The sequence below is a fragment of the Aerococcus tenax genome, assembly GCF_003286645.3.
In the GTDB taxonomy this organism is placed as follows: domain Bacteria; phylum Bacillota; class Bacilli; order Lactobacillales; family Aerococcaceae; genus Aerococcus; species Aerococcus tenax.
The window spans coordinates 566,257-585,681 of sequence record NZ_CP127382.2; the positions used below are offsets into that span (position 1 = coordinate 566,257).

Annotated in this window: 15 protein-coding genes and 1 riboswitch; of the genes, 13 read left to right on the top strand and 2 right to left on the bottom strand. The window is 42.0% G+C overall.

The features are described from left to right. The first annotated feature begins 143 nt into the window (after positions 1–143). The 12 genes from DBT50_RS02545 (at position 144) to radC (ending at position 16,100) form a co-directional block, all read left to right on the top strand. Positions 144–2,264 carry a penicillin-binding transpeptidase domain-containing protein gene (locus DBT50_RS02545; RefSeq protein ID WP_146742894.1) on the top strand — a complete coding sequence of 707 codons (2,121 nt, stop codon included), beginning with the start codon at positions 144–146 and terminating at the stop codon, positions 2,262–2,264. 108 nt (positions 2,265–2,372) lie between these two features. Then, a complete protein-coding gene (gene rpmG / locus DBT50_RS02550; protein WP_013670055.1) occupies positions 2,373–2,528 on the top strand; it encodes a 50S ribosomal protein L33 in 156 nt (51 codons plus the stop codon). Positions 2,529–2,922: 394 nt separating this feature from the next. Then, positions 2,923–3,008, top strand: a riboswitch (TPP riboswitch). Positions 3,009–3,069: 61 nt separating this feature from the next. Further along, positions 3,070–4,107, top strand: coding sequence for a LuxE/PaaK family acyltransferase (locus tag DBT50_RS02555; protein ID WP_111851768.1), 1,038 nt, complete (start codon positions 3,070–3,072; stop codon positions 4,105–4,107). Next, entirely contained in the window at positions 4,100–5,518 is a 1,419-nt protein-coding gene (locus tag DBT50_RS02560; protein WP_111851767.1) for an acyl-CoA reductase, read from the top strand. The genes DBT50_RS02555 and DBT50_RS02560 overlap by 8 nt, the downstream gene beginning before the upstream one ends. Positions 5,519–5,537: 19 nt before the next feature. Further along, on the top strand, positions 5,538–6,305 hold the full coding sequence (locus DBT50_RS02565; RefSeq protein ID WP_111851766.1) for an SDR family oxidoreductase: 768 nt from the start codon (positions 5,538–5,540) through the stop codon (positions 6,303–6,305). A 486-nt stretch (positions 6,306–6,791) separates the two neighbouring features. After that, positions 6,792–7,457 (top strand): rhomboid family intramembrane serine protease, encoded by a 666-nt coding sequence (locus DBT50_RS02570; protein ID WP_111851764.1) that lies wholly within the window; start codon positions 6,792–6,794, stop codon positions 7,455–7,457. 9 nt (positions 7,458–7,466) lie between these two features. Next, positions 7,467–8,432, top strand: a complete 966-nt coding sequence (locus tag DBT50_RS02575; RefSeq protein WP_111851763.1) for an ROK family glucokinase — start codon at positions 7,467–7,469, stop codon at positions 8,430–8,432. A gap of 3 nt (positions 8,433–8,435) precedes the next feature. Continuing rightward, positions 8,436–8,858 carry a rhodanese-like domain-containing protein gene (locus DBT50_RS02580; protein WP_111851762.1) on the top strand — a complete coding sequence of 141 codons (423 nt, stop codon included), beginning with the start codon at positions 8,436–8,438 and terminating at the stop codon, positions 8,856–8,858. Beyond that, a complete protein-coding gene (locus tag DBT50_RS02585) occupies positions 8,858–9,484 on the top strand; it encodes a DNA-3-methyladenine glycosylase (RefSeq protein ID WP_111851761.1) in 627 nt (208 codons plus the stop codon). Before DBT50_RS02580 ends, DBT50_RS02585 begins: the two co-directional genes overlap by 1 nt. Before the next feature lie 318 nt (positions 9,485–9,802). After that, a complete protein-coding gene (locus DBT50_RS02590) occupies positions 9,803–12,433 on the top strand; it encodes a valine--tRNA ligase (RefSeq protein ID WP_111853076.1) in 2,631 nt (876 codons plus the stop codon). 1,025 nt (positions 12,434–13,458) lie between these two features. Next, positions 13,459–15,267, top strand: a complete 1,809-nt coding sequence (glmS, locus tag DBT50_RS02595; protein WP_111851760.1) for a glutamine--fructose-6-phosphate transaminase (isomerizing) — start codon at positions 13,459–13,461, stop codon at positions 15,265–15,267. A 137-nt stretch (positions 15,268–15,404) separates the two neighbouring features. Beyond that, on the top strand, positions 15,405–16,100 hold the full coding sequence (radC, locus tag DBT50_RS02600) for a RadC family protein (RefSeq protein WP_111851759.1): 696 nt from the start codon (positions 15,405–15,407) through the stop codon (positions 16,098–16,100). Positions 16,101–16,164: 64 nt separating this feature from the next. Here the strand turns inward: radC and DBT50_RS02605 are convergent, their stop codons facing one another. Then, positions 16,165–16,863, bottom strand: a complete 699-nt coding sequence (locus DBT50_RS02605) for a hypothetical protein (protein WP_111851758.1) — start codon at positions 16,861–16,863, stop codon at positions 16,165–16,167. A gap of 1 nt (position 16,864) precedes the next feature. Next, positions 16,865–17,431, bottom strand: a complete 567-nt coding sequence (locus tag DBT50_RS02610) for a tRNA (mnm(5)s(2)U34)-methyltransferase (RefSeq protein WP_111851757.1) — start codon at positions 17,429–17,431, stop codon at positions 16,865–16,867. Positions 17,432–17,601: 170 nt separating this feature from the next. Between DBT50_RS02610 and DBT50_RS02615 the strand changes: the two genes are divergently transcribed. Next, positions 17,602–19,323 carry a LysM peptidoglycan-binding domain-containing protein gene (locus tag DBT50_RS02615; RefSeq protein ID WP_111851756.1) on the top strand — a complete coding sequence of 574 codons (1,722 nt, stop codon included), beginning with the start codon at positions 17,602–17,604 and terminating at the stop codon, positions 19,321–19,323. The last annotated feature ends 102 nt before the right edge of the window (positions 19,324–19,425 follow it).

The window sequence follows — 19,425 nt, forward strand, 5'->3', positions numbered from 1 at the left end:
CCTTAGCTTAGCACAAATTAATTTATCAGAACATGGCAAGGCCAAGAGATCTTTCAAAGAATTTATAAAAGTCTACTTTCAGTCAGACAAAATCATAGAAATCGATTATAATGATAGGTGACTTGCTTTTTAGAAAGTGAGTGTTGGCACTTAATGACGATAAGAAAAAGAAAGTAGGTGAAGGCATGTCGCATGACTTTGATAAGTCAGCTAAGCGCAAGGGGAGAGAAAAACAAGCCCAGGTTAATTCCAAGACTTTACGGCGGAAATCGCCCCATTGGCATAATTACCTGAATCGGCTAAACATTTTACTTTATATTGTATTTATTTTATTTGCCCTGCTTATCTTCCGCTTAGGCTACTTACAGGTTGTTAATGGTCAAGCCTTCCAAGAACTGGTCCATATGACTGAAAAGAATATGTCTGAAGAAAGTGTTCCTAGAGGTTATATTGTGGACCGTAACCATAAGATGTTGGTGGATAACGAGGGACTCCAAGCCATTAATTACACCCGAGGCCCCAATGTCACGGGGGAAGATATGGCCAAGACTGCCCGGAAATTAGCTAGTTTTATTCATTTAGATACTGAAGAAGTTACTGAACGAGACCGAAAGGATTATTGGATTGCCAGCAATCAAGACCGATTAAATGAGCGGATGTCAGAAGAAGACTTGCGGCTAAGGGATAGTGAACTTTATGAGAAGCAATTATCCTACGTCTCTGAAGAGGATATCAATTTTTCTGGGGATGATCTCGAAGCGGTTCTGATTTATAAGCGCATGAATGGGGCCTACGCCCTCACACCAACCTTGATTAAAAACAAGGATGTCAGCAATGAAGAAATTGCCCTGGTCAGTGAGCATAGTAATGAAATGCCTGGGGTCAATACCACCATGGATTGGCGCAGAGAATATCCACAAAAAGATTTACTCCGTTCAGTAATCGGTAGCGTGACTTCTGAAGAAGAAGGATTGCCGAGTGATAAGGCTGAATACTACCTGGCCCAAGGTTATGCCCGCAATGACCGGGTCGGTAAGTCTTACCTGGAAGCCATGCATGAAGATATCCTGCACGGCGCCAAGACCAAGTACGAAACTGAAATTAACCAAAGAGGCGAGGTCGTTAGAACCGACAAGGCATATCCTGGCTCCATGGGAAATACCGTTCAACTGACCATTGATACTGATTTTCAAAAGAAAATTGAAGAAATTTTGGAAGGCTACTTGCACGGGTCAAGTACCGGTAAAAATAATTCCATCTATGTGGTAGCCAGTGACCCTAATAATGGGGAGATCCTGGCCATGGCTGGTAAATACCGCAATGAACATGGCGAAATCATTGACGACGCCCTGGGAACTATTAATTCATCCTTTACCATGGGATCTACAGTCAAAGGAGCCACAGTTGGGGCCGGTTACCATTATGGCGTCTTAAAACCGGGTCAAGAAAATATCTTTATTGACCAACCGCTTTACTTTACTGGGACACCAAGGAAGGCTTCCTGGTGGGCAGCCCACAATACTAGCCCCGTTCCTATTAATGATGTCATGGCTCTGGCAAGGTCTTCCAATGTCTATATGATCCGGACTGCCATGGCTATCGGGGGCTTACCCAACTATGAAGCAGGGATGTCCTTGGCTGGTTTAGATCCAGAAACGGGTAATAAGTTGCGTAATTTTTACCATCAATTTGGTTTAGGAAGCTCGACCGGTATTGACCTACAAAATGAAGTGACTGGTCTGGAAGGTGAAGGGGGTAACCCTGGTAACTATATTGACTTGGCTTTTGGTCAATATGATACCTATACGCCCATGCAATTGAACCAATATGTCGCAACTATCGCTAACGGTGGTAAACGCTATGCCAGCCATGTGCTTAAACAAGTGCTCAGAGAAAATGGTGAGCATGAGTCTGACACCCCTCAAGTGGTTTATCAAAACCAACCTAAATTGTTGAATGCCGTACAATTAAGTCCAGAAGAACTGGGACGAATTCAACAAGGTTTCTGGTCAGCAGCCAACCATCCGCAAGGTCTCTCATATAATGAATTTAGAGGCTTCCCGGTGACTATTGCTGCTAAAACTGGTACGGCGGAAACAGGGACCGAAGGGATAATTAACTCGACCTTTGTTTCTTACGCGCCTTACGAACAACCTAAGATTGCCTTATCGGTAGTCATTCCTGAAATTAGTGCCTCAGCTTATGATAAGACAGCAGAAGTTATTGGACATAAAGTCTTGGATGCCTATTACCATAAAAAATAATTAAAGGGCATTTTTATAAAAAGTTTGAAAAGCACTGAGAACTATGGTAGACTTTTAAGGTATGATTAAAAATCTATGATAAATTATTGATCTGATGGAGGGAAAATAATGCGTATTAACATTCTTTTAGAAAATACGGAACTTAAGGGCGAACGCATTTACTTAACAGAAAAAAATCGTCGTAACAACCCTGACCGTATCGAATTAAAAAAATATAGTCCAAAATTACGTAAAGTATGCTTATTTAGAGAAGTTAAAAAATAGAAATATTTCTATTGCTAAAAAGAGAATGTGCCGATAGTCTTCAGACTATTGCTCGATTTGCTGATATTCGTTGGAAGCTCTTATTCAGTTAAGGCTGAGATTGCTTTTAGAATGACATTTTCTTTTTAGACATTAATATAGTGAAAAGAGGCTGGAAAACTTTCCAGCCTCTTTTTAAAAGCTTTCTAATCGAAATAGCTTGCAAAAATCTGACCTGAGCTAGTTGAATTAACTATGGAAGGCAATCGAAAGTCTATCGCACATAATTCCTTCATGAATATCAGGGCTTTTTTACTTTTAGCACACTTTCCTCCTTACAAGTCATTTTTTATGAAATCATTAAAAAAAACCTTACATATTGATGCTATGTAAGCGCTATGATAAAATCTATGTGAATTGAGATTCGGGGTGCCGGATGGCTGAGAATATACCCGTAGAACCTGATCAAGTTATTGCGTAGGGAAATCTATTCAACGGGAGAAGGCTACTGTCGTCTTGAACTCAAGAGGATAGTGGCCTTTTTATTTTGTAGGAGGGAAAAATGAAAAAGATTATTAAACATTTTATAGAGCATCCCGAAGAAAAAGAAAATTTTAATGATATGGCTCTACTTTTATTTGAATATTTATATAAACATAATCAAGATTATCAGCAATTCTGTCAAAGAAGAGCTGTAGGGATAAGACAAGTGCGTCATTGGAAGGACATCCCGGCAGTGTCAACCGACGCCTTTAAAAATGCATTTCTGAGTGCAACACCACATGAACAATGTTCGCGTATATTTATGACAAGCGGGACGACGACAGGAATCAGTGGAAAACACTATCATAAAGATCTAGGAATTTATGATTTGTCTGCCTTGTTAGGTTTCAAGCAGTATGTCACTGATCAATGTTTACCTACGGCAATTCTTTTTCCTAATGAAGAAGAGATGCCTAATTCTTCACTGGCTCACTATTTAGAAATATTGAAGGCTAATGGTCAGCCGGATTCCATGCATTTTATCACTGAGAAAGGCCTAGAAGTCGCTGCTTTAAAAGAATGGCTAATAGCGCATCAAAAGCAACCAGTAATTATTTTAGGAGCTAGCTATAGTTTCGTACACTTGTTTGAAGCTTTAAGCCAAGGAGAAGTGCTTCCGATCCATCCGGATAGTCTATTATTTGATACGGGTGGGTTCAAAAATTTTTCTAAGGTTTATCAGCTAGATACTTTTTATCAAAAGCTGCTTTCGGTTTTTCCGGTAAGAACAAATCCAGTGAATATGTATGGTATGACAGAATTATCCACAGAATATTATACCCAGTTTGCTTTTGATAAAGTGCTATTAAAACGAGGGCCACATTGGATAAAATACAAAATTATTGACCCCGCGACGGGTCTAGAGGTTGAGCAAGGGAAACCAGGTTTACTCGTTCATATTGATTTAGCAAATATTAATTCTGTCCCTGCTATTCAAACAGGGGACTTAGCCATTGACCATGGAGAAGGGTTTGAATTATTGGGACGAGTAAAAAATGGAGAGCCTAAGGGCTGCTCGATAGCAGCTAAAGATTGGTTAGAGGGTCACCATGATTGACATAAACTGTGGCTATTTGCCGCCTATAGTAAATGACCTTGCTATTGAAAACCGTGAACTGATATTTGATTCAATACGGATCCAAGTCCCAGCTCCTAATGTTGAACAGTTAAAAATAATGATAGAACGCATGAAAAATGATACTTCTGAAATTAGTTTAACAGAAACCGTAGTAGCTATCGATAAGGCGATCCTTTGTTTATTAGATCGCCAGAATTCTCTTAGAAAGAAATATGAAAAAATACTTCCTATTGTTACCGGCTATGATTCAGAAATTCTACGCTTAGCTTTAACTAAATTTTTATTGAATTTTAGGCAACATGAGTTAAGGCGCTGGCTAGCTGAAAATTTTGAAAATCCTAATATTTTAGAAGAATTTGTGCCCAGAATACATGGAGGATATAGTCGCGCTTTTGCCCCTCAATTGTGTGCGCATATATGGGCAGGAAATGTGCCTGCCTTACCCTTATGGAGTTTGGTCGCTAATTTATTAGTGAAAGGGAAGCTAATTGGAAAAGTATCTTCTAGTGAACCGAGTTTTATTGGCTTATTTTGTCAATTACTGATTCGAATTGAGCCTAAATTGGCTAATAAATTAGCAATCCTTTCCTGGCAGGGAGGAGATAAGGAGCGTGAGCAAACCTTAATTGATTCTTCTGATTGTGTCCTTGCTTATGGAAATAATCAAACTATGGCAGCTATTCAAGCCAAGCTGTCACCAACAAGTCATTTCATTGCTTTTGGCAATAAATTGAGTTTTGGACTTATTCATCATCAAGTATTAAATGCTGAAAAAGTAAATCATATCGTCCATGAAGCAGCTAAAGCAGTCGTTTATTATGATCAACAAGGATGCTATTCCCCTCAGATTTATTTTGTGGAAGGAGGAGGTCAAGTTTCTCCCAGGGAGTTTGCCCTCATGTTAGCAGGAGAATTAAGAGCTTATGAAAATCGTTATCCACTCAGAAAGTTATCGCTCGAAGAAGCTTACTTACGATCTCAGTGGCGCGAAAAAATCGAATGGCAGGGAGGGTGTGAGATCTTCCCAGCTCATCCTGAGAAGTGGTTAGTGACTTATAGCCAAGCATTGACTTTCAGTCCTTCGCCTTTGTCTCGCGTGATACAAGTGATTGCTGTAGATCAATGGGAGGATATTGATAATTTACTAGTGAATAAATTATCCATTTTACAGAGCGTAGGGGTAGCAGCTCCTACAGAAAGTTTATTTAAAATGGCTAACCATTGGGGAAAATTAGGGGTTACTCGCGTAACGAGTCTATCTGCGATGATGCAAGTCCATTCAGCTTGGAATTCTGATGGTTATTCCCTACTAAGAGAATTAGTTCGAATAGTAGATATTGACTCTGCTTCTCTTAGAGATTCTGAACGCTGGAATTCCTATAGAGATTAGAAATGAAGGAGTGAGTAATTTGCTGGCTGGAAAAGTTGTTTTAATTAGTGGATCAAGTCGAGGGATTGGGGCCGGAATTGCAAAAGCTTTTGCAAAAGCAGGCGCTAATGTCGTCATTAATTATCGCAAAAGTGAAGATCATGCAAAAGCGGTGGCAGAATATTGTACCTCTCAAGGTGTTCAAGCTATTCTCGCTAAGGGAGATGTTACAAGGCAAGAAGGAGTCCATCAGGTTGTTAAAAAAGCATTAGATAATTTCGGTCGTCTTGACGTTTTAGTAAATAATGTCTTTTCTCCTTTTCAATTCGATGCCGAGAAAAGGAAGAAAGTTTGGCAGCTTTCTTGGGAAGACTATGAAAGGCAGCTTAAAGGGGGCTTAAAATCAACTTATCTACTCACCCAAGCGGTTTTAGATACTATGATGGAAAATAATTCAGGCAGTATCATCAATATGGTATCTAATTTGGTTGCTGATCCTGTTGTCCCCTATGCGGATTACATCACTACTAAGGCCGGCATTGTTGGCTATACGAAAAGCATGGCTAAGGACTTAGGTGTCTTTAATATTAGGGTGAATGGTGTAGCACCAGGTTTGGTCTATCCAACAGATTCAACTAAAACAACGAAAGAAATATTGAAAGAAAAGATTATTGAATCAACTCCTTTAGCTCGAATGGTTCAAGTCGATGATGTAGTTGGTCCAGTATTATTTTTAGCTTCAGATTGGAGTAGGATGATGACCGGGCAAATATTATACGTTGATGGTGGCTTAGTAATGCACGGTTAAATTTTTGCCCGTGTAGGAGAAATATAAAAACGACTTGTGTATAGTCCCCCCCAAGACTTGGACCAAGCATTCAAGTCTTGGGGGTTATTTTCATGGCTAAATATTCCTTATCATTTACTAGCAGATTATACTACCAAAAATATCGCTAAGTGCTATTCAAACAAGATACAATCTTATCAACTTTCCTATGAAGAAGGAGAACGTTTAGCAGTATAATGAAAGCTACCAAGCTAAATTACCTTGTGGGTCCCTAAAGAAGTCTTTTACATTTGATAGAATCACTTATATTAAGGATAGAGTCGCTTTGACTTGGTCGCTTGATCTTATCATCGGCACCATAAAAAAATTCAATTGTAAAGCCCAAATATTTAACGTCATCTTGTCTATTGTGCTTTATTTGATTTACCTATTTATTGACAGCTTGTCTAGAAAAAGTATGGTAAAGTTAATAGGTAATTAGACTTAGTTGACACAGAAGGAGTTAAAATGCAAAGAAAAGCTTATATCACCTATGCTTTATTAGCTATTCAAATTATTATTTATCTCTTGATGGAAGTCACGGGATCGAGTCTCAGTATCTCAACCCTCCTGCATTTTGGCGCTAAGGAGAATGCCTTAATAGCTATCTATGGGCAATACTGGCGCTTAATTACGCCAATTTTTGTTCATATCGGTTTTTCTCATCTCTTATTTAATTCCATTACTCTCTGGTATCTAGGGAGTGAAGTGGAAGGGATTATTGGTTCCTGGCGCTTTTTATTTATCTATCTTTATTCGGGAATTATGGGGAACTTATTTAGTTACCAATTCTCAACGAGCGTTTCAGCAGGAGCTAGTACGGCGCTATTTGGCTTGTTTGCTTTCTTCTTAGCCATGCGCTATCTCAACCCCCATGACCGCTATTTTCAGGCCATGGGCTACCAATACCAGACCCTAATTATCTTGAATATTGTTATGAATTTGTTCATGGCCAATGTGGATATGTCAGGACATATTGGGGGCATTGTCGGTGGTTTCTTAGCCACCCTCATTATCACCAATAATCCTAAACACCGTCTAAGCAGTATCCTCTTATCAATTCTTGTTTATTCAGTGATTGCTGGTATAATTATTGCGAATCATGGGGCTTTTAATACCCTATTTATACATTAGGAGGCAAGTATGGCATTTATAGTTGGTATTGATTTAGGAGGAACAACCGCCAAGCTGGCTTTGTTTACTCCGGAGCTTGAAAAAATCGATCAGTGGCAAATTCCCACGGATACTTCTGACCATGGGGCAAATATTATTTCTAATCTGGCCAAAACCATCCAAGACCATGTTGAGGCGGCCCATTTAGACCTAAAGGACTGTATGGGGATCGGTATGGGGTCTCCTGGCGCTATAAATCGCGAGCGTGGAACGGTTACTGGGGCCTATAATCTTGGTTGGGAAAATGAGATTGCTGTCGTCGACCAGTTTCAAAACCGCTTAGGCCAGCTTCCCGTTTATATTGAAAATGATGCCAACGTGGCTGCTCTGGGTGAACTCGCTAAAGGAGCAGGAAGTAAGAGTCAAAATATGATCTTGGTTACCCTGGGAACGGGTGTGGGCGGTGGCATTATCTGCCAGGGTGCGCTCCTGCTAGGTCAAGGTTCTGCAGGAGAAATTGGCCATATGACTAGCGAAGTCGATGGCTACTTATGCACTTGCGGATCCAGAGGCTGTGTGGAAACCCTGGCTTCAGCGACAGGTATTCTTCGCCTCAGCAAGGACTATGCCAGGGACTCGCGCTTTGATTCTTCCTTAGCCAAGCAGCTTCGTGGAGGCCAAGAGGTGGACGTCAAAAGCATTGTTGATGCGGCTAAGGTGGGCGATTTATTAGCTGAGAAGGTGATGGAACGGTCTCTGAAAGCCTTGGCGCTTTGTTTGAGCCAGTTAACCTGCATCTTTAACCCCGAACAGATTGTTTTGGGTGGGGGAGTAGCTAATGCCGGCCAGTATCTGATCGACAAAATGACACCTATTCTTAAAGAATATACTTACCGCCCTAATCTCCGGCAAGTCAAAATTTCTTTAGCCCAATTGGGTAATGATGCGGGAGTGATTGGTGCGGCCAATTTAGTTAGACAGAAAAGTAAGGAGTAATTTATGTTATTAGCACAAACAATTGGTGGTTTTACTTTAATTTATCTATTATTAGTCGTGGCTTTATTAGCTTTCTTGATTTATCAAGGGTATTTTTGGATCAAAAGAAAGCAATCAGCAAGTATGATTGACCAAGCAGATTTTCAAGCTACCATGCATCAAGCCCAAATTATTGATGTTCGGGAAGCCCAAGAATTTCGTTCATCCCATATTCTTGGCGCCCGTAATATCCCTTATAGTGAGGTCCGTCAATTGAAAAAAACCCCTGGTCTCAACCGGTCCCAAAAGATTTACCTCTATGACAATGGGGTAAATATTGCCACGCGGATGGCTTCAGTCCTAAAGCAGGAAGGCTATGAAGATATTTTTATCTTAAAGGGCGGCTTCAATGAATGGGAAGGTAAAACTAAAGGAACGGCTGACTAATGGCTGAACTTTTCTTTAAGAACCCTGATTTATCGACTCCGGAAATCGCCCAAAAATTATTAGGTTGCCGTTTAAGAAGAAAGTCCTCATCTGGAGTGACTAGTGGTATTATTGTTGAAACGGAAGCTTATTTGGGGGAAAGTGACCAAGCAGCCCATGTGTATGGTGGCAAGCGGACCGCCAGTTTAGAAGCCTTTTACCAGGAGGCGGGGATTTTTTATATCTATAATATTCACGGCCATTGGTGTGTGAATATGATTACCCAAAGTAAAGATGAACCCCAAGGGGTATTGATCCGGGCCTTGGAACCTGTGGAAGGTATTGACCTCATGCAGAGTCGGCGCAAACAAGACCAGCGCAGGCTCTTAACCAATGGCCCGGGCAAATTATCTCAAGCTTTAGGGGTCGATAAGGAAGTCGACTACGGAACGTCGATTTTACAAGACCCCTTGACCATTGATTTCCATGAGCCAAGACCAGTAGCAGAGATTGCTCGAGGTCCCCGTATTGGTATTTCCAATAAGGGCGAGTGGACTCATAAACTGTTACGCTTTTATGTGAAAGGCAATCCCTATGTTTCCTCGCCCAAGGGGAGGACTCAGACCGACCATGGTTGGTTAGCCTAGGCCTTGAAATTCAATTGCTTTTTCCTAGCTTTCTTGTTAAACTAGATGGAAAATAAGTAAAGGTAATGCGTAAGAGGTTGTTTTTGAATCGGTGAAGCGAGTGGCGTTTGGTGAGAGGCCATCAAGAGAAAAAAGCATGGTTGCTTACAAACTGAACTGTCCGGTCGATGCCGTTATCATCCAGTCATAAATATAGGTGGCACCGTGCACTTAGCGCCCTATCTTCCCTAATCAGGAAGCTAGGGCTTTTTACTTATTTCTAATAAACTTAAGAAATCATTCCATAAAGAGAGGTGCTTTTTAGTGCAAGAAATTGATATGCCCAAAAAATATAATCCTAATGAGGTAGAAAGAGGCCGTTATGACCAATGGCTCGATGAAAAAGTCTTTGAACCCAATGGAGATGCTTCAGTCGAAGCCTATTCCGTGGTGATTCCTCCCCCCAATGTTACTGGTAAACTCCACCTCGGCCATGCCTGGGACGTGACTCTCCAAGACATGATCGTCCGCCAAAAACGCATGCAAGGCTATGATACCTTGTGGTTACCTGGGATGGACCATGCGGGAATTGCTACCCAAGCCAAAGTCGAAGAAAAGTTACGTAAAGAGGAGAATCTCTCCCGTTATGACTTAGGACGAGAAAAATTCATCGATAAAACCTGGGAATGGAAAGAGGAATATGCCCAAACCATTCGTAACCAATGGGCCAAAATGGGGATTTCTGTGGACTATAACCGGGAACGTTTTACCCTAGATGATGGCTTATCAGAAGCAGTACGTAAAGTTTTTGTGACCTTGTATGAAAAGGGCCTTATTTACCGGGGTGAGTACATTATTAATTGGGACCCGGTCTTCCAAACCGCCTTATCAGATATTGAAGTGGTCTACAAAGATGACAAGGGCGCTTTCTATCATTTGGAATACCCTCTGGCTGATGGGTCAGGCTCCTTGCGCCTAGCCACTACCCGTCCAGAAACCCTGTTAGGGGACACAGCCGTTGCGGTCCACCCTGATGATGAACGCTACCAAGACTACATCGGTAAGACCGTTATCCTACCAATTGTGGGTAGAGAAATTCCTGTGATTAGTGATGACTATGTCGACCGTGACTTTGGTACTGGTGTGGTTAAAATCACCCCAGCCCATGATCCTAATGACTTTGCAGTGGGCAACCGCCACAATTTAGAGCGGATTAACGTCATGAATGATGACGGTACAATGAACGAAAATGCCGGCAAGTACCAAGGCATGACCCGGGATGAATGCCGTCAAGCCATTGTTGAAGACTTAAAAGCTGATGGTAGCTTGGTGGACATTGAAGAGATTGTCCACAGTGTGGGTCATTCCGAACGCTCTGACGCTGTAGTGGAACCCCGGCTTTCGACCCAATGGTTTGTGAAGATGGCTCCCTTAGCTAAGCAAGCCCTAGACAATCAAAATACCGAAAACCGTGTCGACTTTTACCCACCACGTTTCGAACAAACCTTTGTTTCCTGGATGGAAAATGTTCATGACTGGGTTATTTCCCGCCAACTCTGGTGGGGACACCAAATTCCTGCTTGGTACCATAAGGATAGTGGGGAAGTCTATGTTGGGATGGAAGCGCCTGAGGATGAAGAAAATTGGGTGCAAGATCCTGATGTCTTAGATACCTGGTTCTCCAGTGCTCTCTGGCCATTCTCTACCATGGGTTGGCCAGATGAAGAGGCTAGTGACTTTAAGCGCTACTTCCCAACAGATACCTTGGTAACCGGTTATGATATTATTTTCTTCTGGGTCAGTCGGATGATCTTCCAATCATTAGAATTTACCGGAGACCGTCCTTTTAAAAATGTTCTCATCCACGGTTTGATTCGCGACTCTCAAGGGCGAAAAATGTCTAAGTCACTGGGCAACGGAGTGGACCCCATGGACGTTGTTGACCAATATGGGGCTGACGCTTTACGCTGGTTCTTAGCTACAGGGTCAACGCCAGGCCAAGATATCCGCTACTATCCAGAAAAATTGGAAGCTGCATGGAACTTTATCAATAAAATTTGGAATGCTTCCCGCTATGCCTTGATGAACTTGGATGGGATGATCTATGAGGACATTGATCTAAGTAACGTCACTTCCATTGTTGACCAGTGGATTTTGACCCGCTTAAATGAAACCATTGCCAAGGTGACTGACCGTTTTGATGCCTTTGAATTTGGTGAAGCTGGCCGGGCCCTCTATCACTTTATTTGGAATGACTTCTGTGACTGGTATATTGAAATGAGTAAAGAAGTCTTGCAAGGCGATGATGAAGCGGCTAAACATACGACCAGAAGCGTCCTCAGCTATGTTCTTGAACAAATGTTAGCCCTACTTCACCCCATTATGCCTTTTGTTACCGAAGAAATCTGGCAACATATTCCTCACCAAGGCAATTCTATTGTGACGGCTAAGTATCCTGAAGTCGAAGAAAGTCAAATCCACCAAGAAGCTGCTCGCCATATGGAGGCTTTGATTTCCTTTATTCGCTCTATCCGTACGGCACGGAATGAAAACAATGTCGCACCTTCCAAGCCAATTGCTATTCATGTCAAAGCTAATTCTCAAGAAATTTTGACCATGTTAGAGGAAAACAAAGAATACATTAATCGCTTTGCTAATCCAAGTGAATTAAAAATGGCCTTAGATACGGAAATTCCTGACCAAGCTATGACCTTATTCTTTAGTGATGGGGAAATTTACCTTCCTTTAGCAGGTTTCATTGACATCGATGAAGAAATTCAACGCTTAGAAGCGGAACTCGCTAAATGGGCCAGTGAAGTTGAACGGGTAGACAAGAAACTAGCCAACCAAGGCTTTGTTAATAATGCTCCCGCTAACCTGGTAGAGAAAGAGCGGCAAAAAGGCCAGGATTACCAACAAAAATACCAAGCCACTAAAGAACGCTTAGCTGATTTAAAAGCTACGAATTAGTGGATGAATTTGTATTCTTTATTGTTTACTGTTGATGATTAATTATTTACCAGTTTTGATCTCTAAATAGTTTTGAGCAGTAGTGGCGCTTTGAATTTGCTTGTTAGCCATGAATAAGCAAGTATTAGGGTGTAGGGTGTGAGGACTAGCGCGGGGCTTTCGTTCACTGGAGCAAGTCACCAGAGCAGTCTATAAGACTGCGGCGGGGACTTGTGAAGTGACACGCAAGCTGCTAGGCCGAACCCGACTCGATGTGAAATATGCTGAAGCCGTTCGAAGCAAAGCGAGTTACGGATTCAGTATGCGTAGCCGGATAGTAGGCATTAGCCGTACTATCCATTTGAAGCTCGCTAGGCGAGAGACCTTGTGCTCGAGCCGGTGACATGGCTCTTCAACTACCAAATCCAATAGCAGAACGAATGCTCATCAATAGTAAAAATAAAAGAATCTAAGGATGCTTTAATTTATAAGAAGAGGCTAGGGTTAAAGTCCTAGCTTTTTTAATTTATGTCGCACTCTTTTCAAACCTGCTCCAAGCGCGAGGCAAGCGTCGACTTCACGAAAAATCGACGAATTCCCTGCGTGAATTCTTTCTCCTTTTCGCTCCAGTTGCTACAGCTGTTCGAAGCGGAGCGAGTTACAGATGTAGTATGCGTAGCGGTCTTGCCTTCTAACGCGCTTGTCGCACTTTCTATCTTTTTATTTTTATAAATTTTACTTAATTTTGATAACAGGGGCTCTGCCTATATTGACAAGCTTTTAACAATGGCCTAGGATGTAATTACTACTTAAATGTTATTAATAAAATCTGTTACAGACAGATAGCGCCTGACTGATTAAAGAGATTTTTTCAGTGACGAGGACTAGGTTTATCGAAGATTCGGCGGGTGGCCTAGGGGTTGCACAATCCATAGAAAAGCACAAAAATCATTTTTAGCAAATGAAACAAAATCCTTTTCTCGTGCTTAAGTAGTTAATATCAGTGTGCCCATTAAGTGATGGGTATTTTTAGGAGGAAACTATTTATGTGTGGAATTGTAGGATTTATTGGCGAAATGCGGGCTCAAGAGGTGCTTTTGAAGGGCTTAGAACGCCTAGAATACCGGGGCTATGACTCAGCGGGAATCTATGTGGTCGATGAAGAAGACCAAGGACACCTCTTTAAAGTCAAAGGGCGGATTGCTCAATTACGCGAAGAAGTCGATCTGTCTATCCCGGCTCATTTAGGGATAGGTCATACACGCTGGGCGACCCATGGGGTGCCATCAGTCCCTAACGCCCATCCTCATTTATCCCACGATGGCCGCTTTGCCTTGGTTCATAATGGGGTGATTGAAAACTACCAAGCCTTAAAAAATGACTATTTAGCTGATGTTGATTTTTATTCGGATACTGATACTGAAGTTGTCGTGGAATTGCTTGCTAAATTTAGCCGGGAAGAAAATATTGATGCCCCAAGCGCCCTAAGAAAAACAGTTGGTCTCTTAGAAGGGTCCTATGCTTTAGGTTTGATTGATACTGAAGATCCAGACCACCTTTATGCAGCTAAGAATAAGAGCCCGCTCTTAATTGGCAAAGGGCAAGGTTTTAATACCATCGCTTCTGATGCCATGGCTTCGATCGCCTATACTGACCAATATATTGAAATCCATGATGGTGAATTAGTCAGCCTAAGCAAAGACCAAGTTAAAATTGAGAATTTAGCGGGTGAAGACGTAAGCAGAGAGCCTTATACCGCTAGTTTGGACGCTGACGATTTAGAAAAAGGCACCTTTGATTACTACATGGAGAAAGAAATTGTTGAACAACCAGCAGCTATCCGTAAGATTATTCAAGCCTACGAAGATGACAAGGGGCACTTAAGTATCGACCATGACTTGCTGGAAACCATTACTGCTAGTGACCGTATCTTTATTGTAGCTGCTGGGACTAGTATGCATGCTGGCTTAGTTGGTAAAGTGCTCCTGGAGAGAATTGCTAAGGTTCCTACAGAGGTCCATGTGGCTTCGGAATTTTCTTATAATCCGCCGCTTTTACCTGAGAAACCTTTCTTTATTTACTTAACCCAATCAGGGGAAACAGCGGATAGTCGCCAAGTCCTAGTCCAAACCAATGCCCAAGGTTATCCTTCCTTAACCATTACCAATGTGCCAGGGTCTACCTTATCACGGGAGGCTGACTTTACTTTACTCTTGCATGTTGGCCCTGAAATTGCGGTGGCTTCTACCAAGGCCTATACTGGACAAATAACAGTTTTAGCAATTATTGCTGATCAAATTGCCCGTAAGAAGGGCTTGGAGCTTCCCTTTGACTTAAAACATGAATTATCAATTGCAGCCCAAGCCATGGATGAAGTGGTTGGCCAAGCGGATTATTTCCATCAACTGGCAACCGATTACTTTAAAGACCAAAGATCAGCCTTTTATATTGGTCGTGGCCTAGATTATGCGGTTTCTGTTGAAGCGGCTTTGAAATTAAAAGAGGTTTCCTATATTCAAACAGAAGGTTTTGCTTCTGGAGAATTAAAACATGGTACCATTTCATTGATCGAAGATGGCGTCCCTGTTGTGGCGATCATTAGCCAAGCTAACACCGCCCTGTTAACTCGTGGTAATGTGGAAGAGACTCGCTCACGTGGCGCCCATAATTTAATTATTGCTATGGAAGGACTAGACCAAGAAGGGGACCAAATTGTCCTCCCCCATGTGCATGATTTGTTAACACCATTGATTACTGTCATCCCCGCTCAACTCCTCGCTTACTATGCGACCATTGATCGCGGCTTAGATGTCGATAAGCCCAGAAATCTGGCTAAATCGGTAACAGTAGAATAGACATATTTTTCTTATAAGAAGTTATAAAAAAGAAGATCAGGATTTTAAGGATTCTGATCTTTTTGTGTTTTTAACTCTTCGCTGTTTGATGAATTCAATGGGGCTTCGCGGCTATATAGGGTGGAGGTGGCTTAGATATGGATAGTAAAAAAACATGTATTCCTATTAAAACCTTGCCCGAATCGGCTAGACCGCGGGAGCGTTTAATGGAATATGGGGCCAATAGTTTGCCAACTTATGAATTGCTGGCTATTATTTTACGATCAGGGGGCAAATATGGGTCAGCCATCCAGTTAGCCCATAAACTCTTGAACCATTTTGAAGACTTATATCAATTGAAAATGGCTGCTACGGAAGAATTACTGGCCATTGAAGGCATTGGTAAGGCTAAGGCAGTGGAACTCCAGGCTATTTTTGAGTTCTCCAAGCGTTTACACCAAGCTCGGTTAATAAAATTGGGAACCATTCATTCAAGTCAGGAAGCAGGGGACTATTATCTCAGTGAATTAGCGGATAGCCATCAGGAGAAGGTCTTGGTTTTTTACTTAAATACTAAAAATGAAGTGATCAAAAAACAGATTATCTTTATCGGCGGGTTAAATATGTCGGTGGCCCATCCTCGGGAAATCTATAAAGAGGCGGTCAGGGTATCGGCGGCCCGGATCATGGTAGGCCACAATCACCCTTCAGGAAACCCAGAACCCTCCCCAGAAGATATCGAATTCACTCGCCGATTAAAGGAAGCAGGAAAAATAATAGGGGTTGAACTTTTGGACCATTTAGTGGTGGGGCATAGCTCTTTTATCAGTTTAAGAGAACAAGGTTTGCTGTGATACAGGCTGCTTTCAGGGAGAGGATCTTAAGATGCTAAAACCCTCTTGCTGGGGGCAAAGAGGGTTAGTTTTCATGGAGGTTATTTTTTCCTTGGTAGTGCTTACTGATGAGACAGACAATACTTAAGAGAATCAGCCCGACCACTAGTGAGACTTGGTCTTGATTAATGAAAATGGCGGCTGGGATCGCCACAATAAGGAGCAAGGCTCCCCAGAGGACCAAGCTTTTCTTAGCTTTTGTTATTAATTGGGTCAAACAGGCCAGAAATCCTAAGTAAATCAACCAATAGCTCAGGCTAAATGCGGTAAGAAAAGTTGAAAAATTTAAGTATTCTAACAGGTTATTCACTAATAATAATTGTCCGGAATAGACGATGATAGGTAGATAAGGGGTCCACTGCTGGCTGATCATATGGCTATGAGTTAAAAGCCAGATAAGAATACTTAGAACTAGGGCCAACCACCCGAAAGAAAAGGCCACTAAAAAAATGATTATAAAGCATAGACATTCGATGAAGAGTAAAGCCTTAGTCTGGCCGATCAGGGAATGCTTTTCACCAAAGCTAAAGAGTAAAAAGAGTTCCTGGTTAAGCCATTGAAAGATAAAAGCTAGGCCTAGGCCGTAAAAATTGATGATTTCGGTTGACCCGATGGCTTTTAATCCAGGAAGGAAGGCTAATAAAAGCAAAGAAAATTGAAAACAAAAATTCGACCAAGAAAAAGACTGCTGGAAGCTTTTTAACAGGGATTTCACTCTATTCATATTAGGATCTCCTCTCGACAAGAAATAATTTTGGGGGGAGGTGTTTTTGGTTAAGGAATTCAAAGTGACTAGCGCTATACTGATCTTGGTCGATTTGACTGAGGAAGTCTTGAATCGCCGAAGCTTCTTCTCTTCCCCCAGGATGGCCCAAGTAGGCCGCCACTAAGAGGATTCCGCCGGGATTTAAACGTGAAAGACTAGACTCGATAGCTGGGATTGTCGACTCGGGCTTGGTAATAATGCTTTTATCTCCCTTAGGGAGGTAACCCAAGTTAAAAATGACCAGGTCCAAGTAGTCATCAGCCTTAAGATACTGAGAAATTTTAGCGTGAGAGTCATGGTAAAGACTCACTTGCTTTTGACAGTGATGTTTTTCTAATAAAGCTTCAGTGTTTTCAATGGCTTGTTCTTGGAGGTCAAAGCCATAAATCTGGCCTGACTGGCCGACGAGTTGGGCTAAGAGTAAGGTGTCATGGCCGTTCCCTATGGTTGCGTCTAAGGCGGTCATGCCGGTTTGTAAATGTCCTTTGATAATGTGATGGCTGACTTCGATCACATTTTTTAACATAAAATTTCCTCGCATTCTATCGAATTGCTTACATTATACGCTAGCAATGTTACAAAATTATTACGAATATTAAGAATCCCATCTTTTGTTAAAAGGCATTTTTTTCCTCGCGATTTATACTATAATTATTAATGAGTAATTCTAGATGATGAGAGGGGATTTCTAATATTATGACAGGTCATCAAGAAAAGTCCAAGAAACTTATTAAGACCAGTGCGGTTTTATTGAGCTCCGTAGTTGCTATTGCTGGGGCCGATGCATTGGCAAACTATACACCCGTCCAAGCAACGACTTTGGCACCTACTAGTAATAATTTTCTTAATAAAATTTTACCTTACGCCTATGACTTAGCCAATCAAAATGACCTTTATGCTTCTGTGATGATGGCACAAGCAGCCTTAGAATCAGGCTGGGGATCTAGCCGCTTATCTCAAGCACCCTATAATAATCTCTTTGGTATCAAGGGGAATTATAAAGGAAAAACGGCTAATTTTAACACCCTAGAGGATGATGGTCGCGGAAATTATTATCAAATTAATGATGGCTTTCGGATGTATCCATCTTACCGGGAATCCCTCATCGATTATGTTGGCGTCCTAAAAAATGGGACTTCTTGGAACCCTAATTTCTATAGTGGAGCCTGGAAGAGCAACACCAATTCCTATAAGGATGCCACAGCTTGGTTAACCGGTCGCTATGCAACTGATACTTCCTATGGCAGCAAATTAAATAGCATTATCGCTAAGAATAATTTAAGCCAATACGATACGCCAGGGAAAACGATTAGCAACAAGCAAACAAATTCCAGCCAAGTAAGCACGCCTACAGCTCAACCAGGCGGACGGTCCTATGTGGTGAGACCTGGTGACGGCCTATGGACAGTAGCTCGCCAACTGGGAACTAGTATTGAGGCAGTCAAACAAGCTAACGGCCTCAGTTCCAACCTGATTTATCCAGGCCAAGTCCTTTACGCTGGGGGAAGCTCATCCAGTCCAGTTAAGGCAAACACGAGCTCACCAGTAAGGCCTTCTAGCCCTGCTGCTAAGCCCGCTCAGTCTGCCAAACAATCCTATAGGGTCCAAGCTGGCGATGGTTTGTGGACGGTTGCTAAGAACTTGGGAACAACCATTGAAGCAGTTAAAGCTGCTAATGGCTTAACTTCTAACTTTATCTACCCTGGTCAGGTTCTCTATGCTCCTGGGCAAAAACAAAACTCAGCTAGCCCAGTAGTGACAAATACCAATAAGCAATCTCAAGGTCAAAGCAATGCAGGCTACAAGTCTTACACCGTCCAAGCTGGGGACGGCTTGTGGACAGTGGCACGGCATTTGGGTATGACTGTGGATACGTTAAAGGCTAAGTATGGCTTAACTTCGAATTTCATTTATCCAGGCCAAGTCTTTACTAACCAAACTAGCCAAGGCAGTCATAAGCCATCTAACAATAGCCCAGCTGCCAATACCCCAAGACCAAGTCATAATGGTAGTCAGGCAGGGGTCTACCAAGTCCAAGCTGGGGACACCCTCTACCGCATTGCCCGTAACCAAGGCCTGACTGTGAATCAGTTAAAAGAAATGAACGGCTTAACTTCCAATGCGATTTATGTAGGGCAAAAATTGAATTTAGCGGCTAAAGCTGCTTATCAACCCACAGCTAAGTCAGGAGTAAGTGCTAGTCAAGCAACTAGTGCACCAACCCCTAGTCAAAGACCAGCCAGCCCTAAGCCAGTCAGTCAAGTTCAAGCGGCCAATACTTATCAAATTAAGGCCGGCGATAACTTATATCGAATTGCACTTAACCATGGCGTTTCCTTAAACCAATTACTGGCAGCCAATCAATTAAAGGCCAACTCATTGATTTTACCTGGCCAACAATTGGTTATTCCACAATAAAATATAAAAATATTTGAAAAGTCTGACCACTGTCTCTAAGTCATCGCTGACCTAGCCAGTTTGGTCAGGCTTTTTTAATCATTGGCTATTATTTTTGCCTAG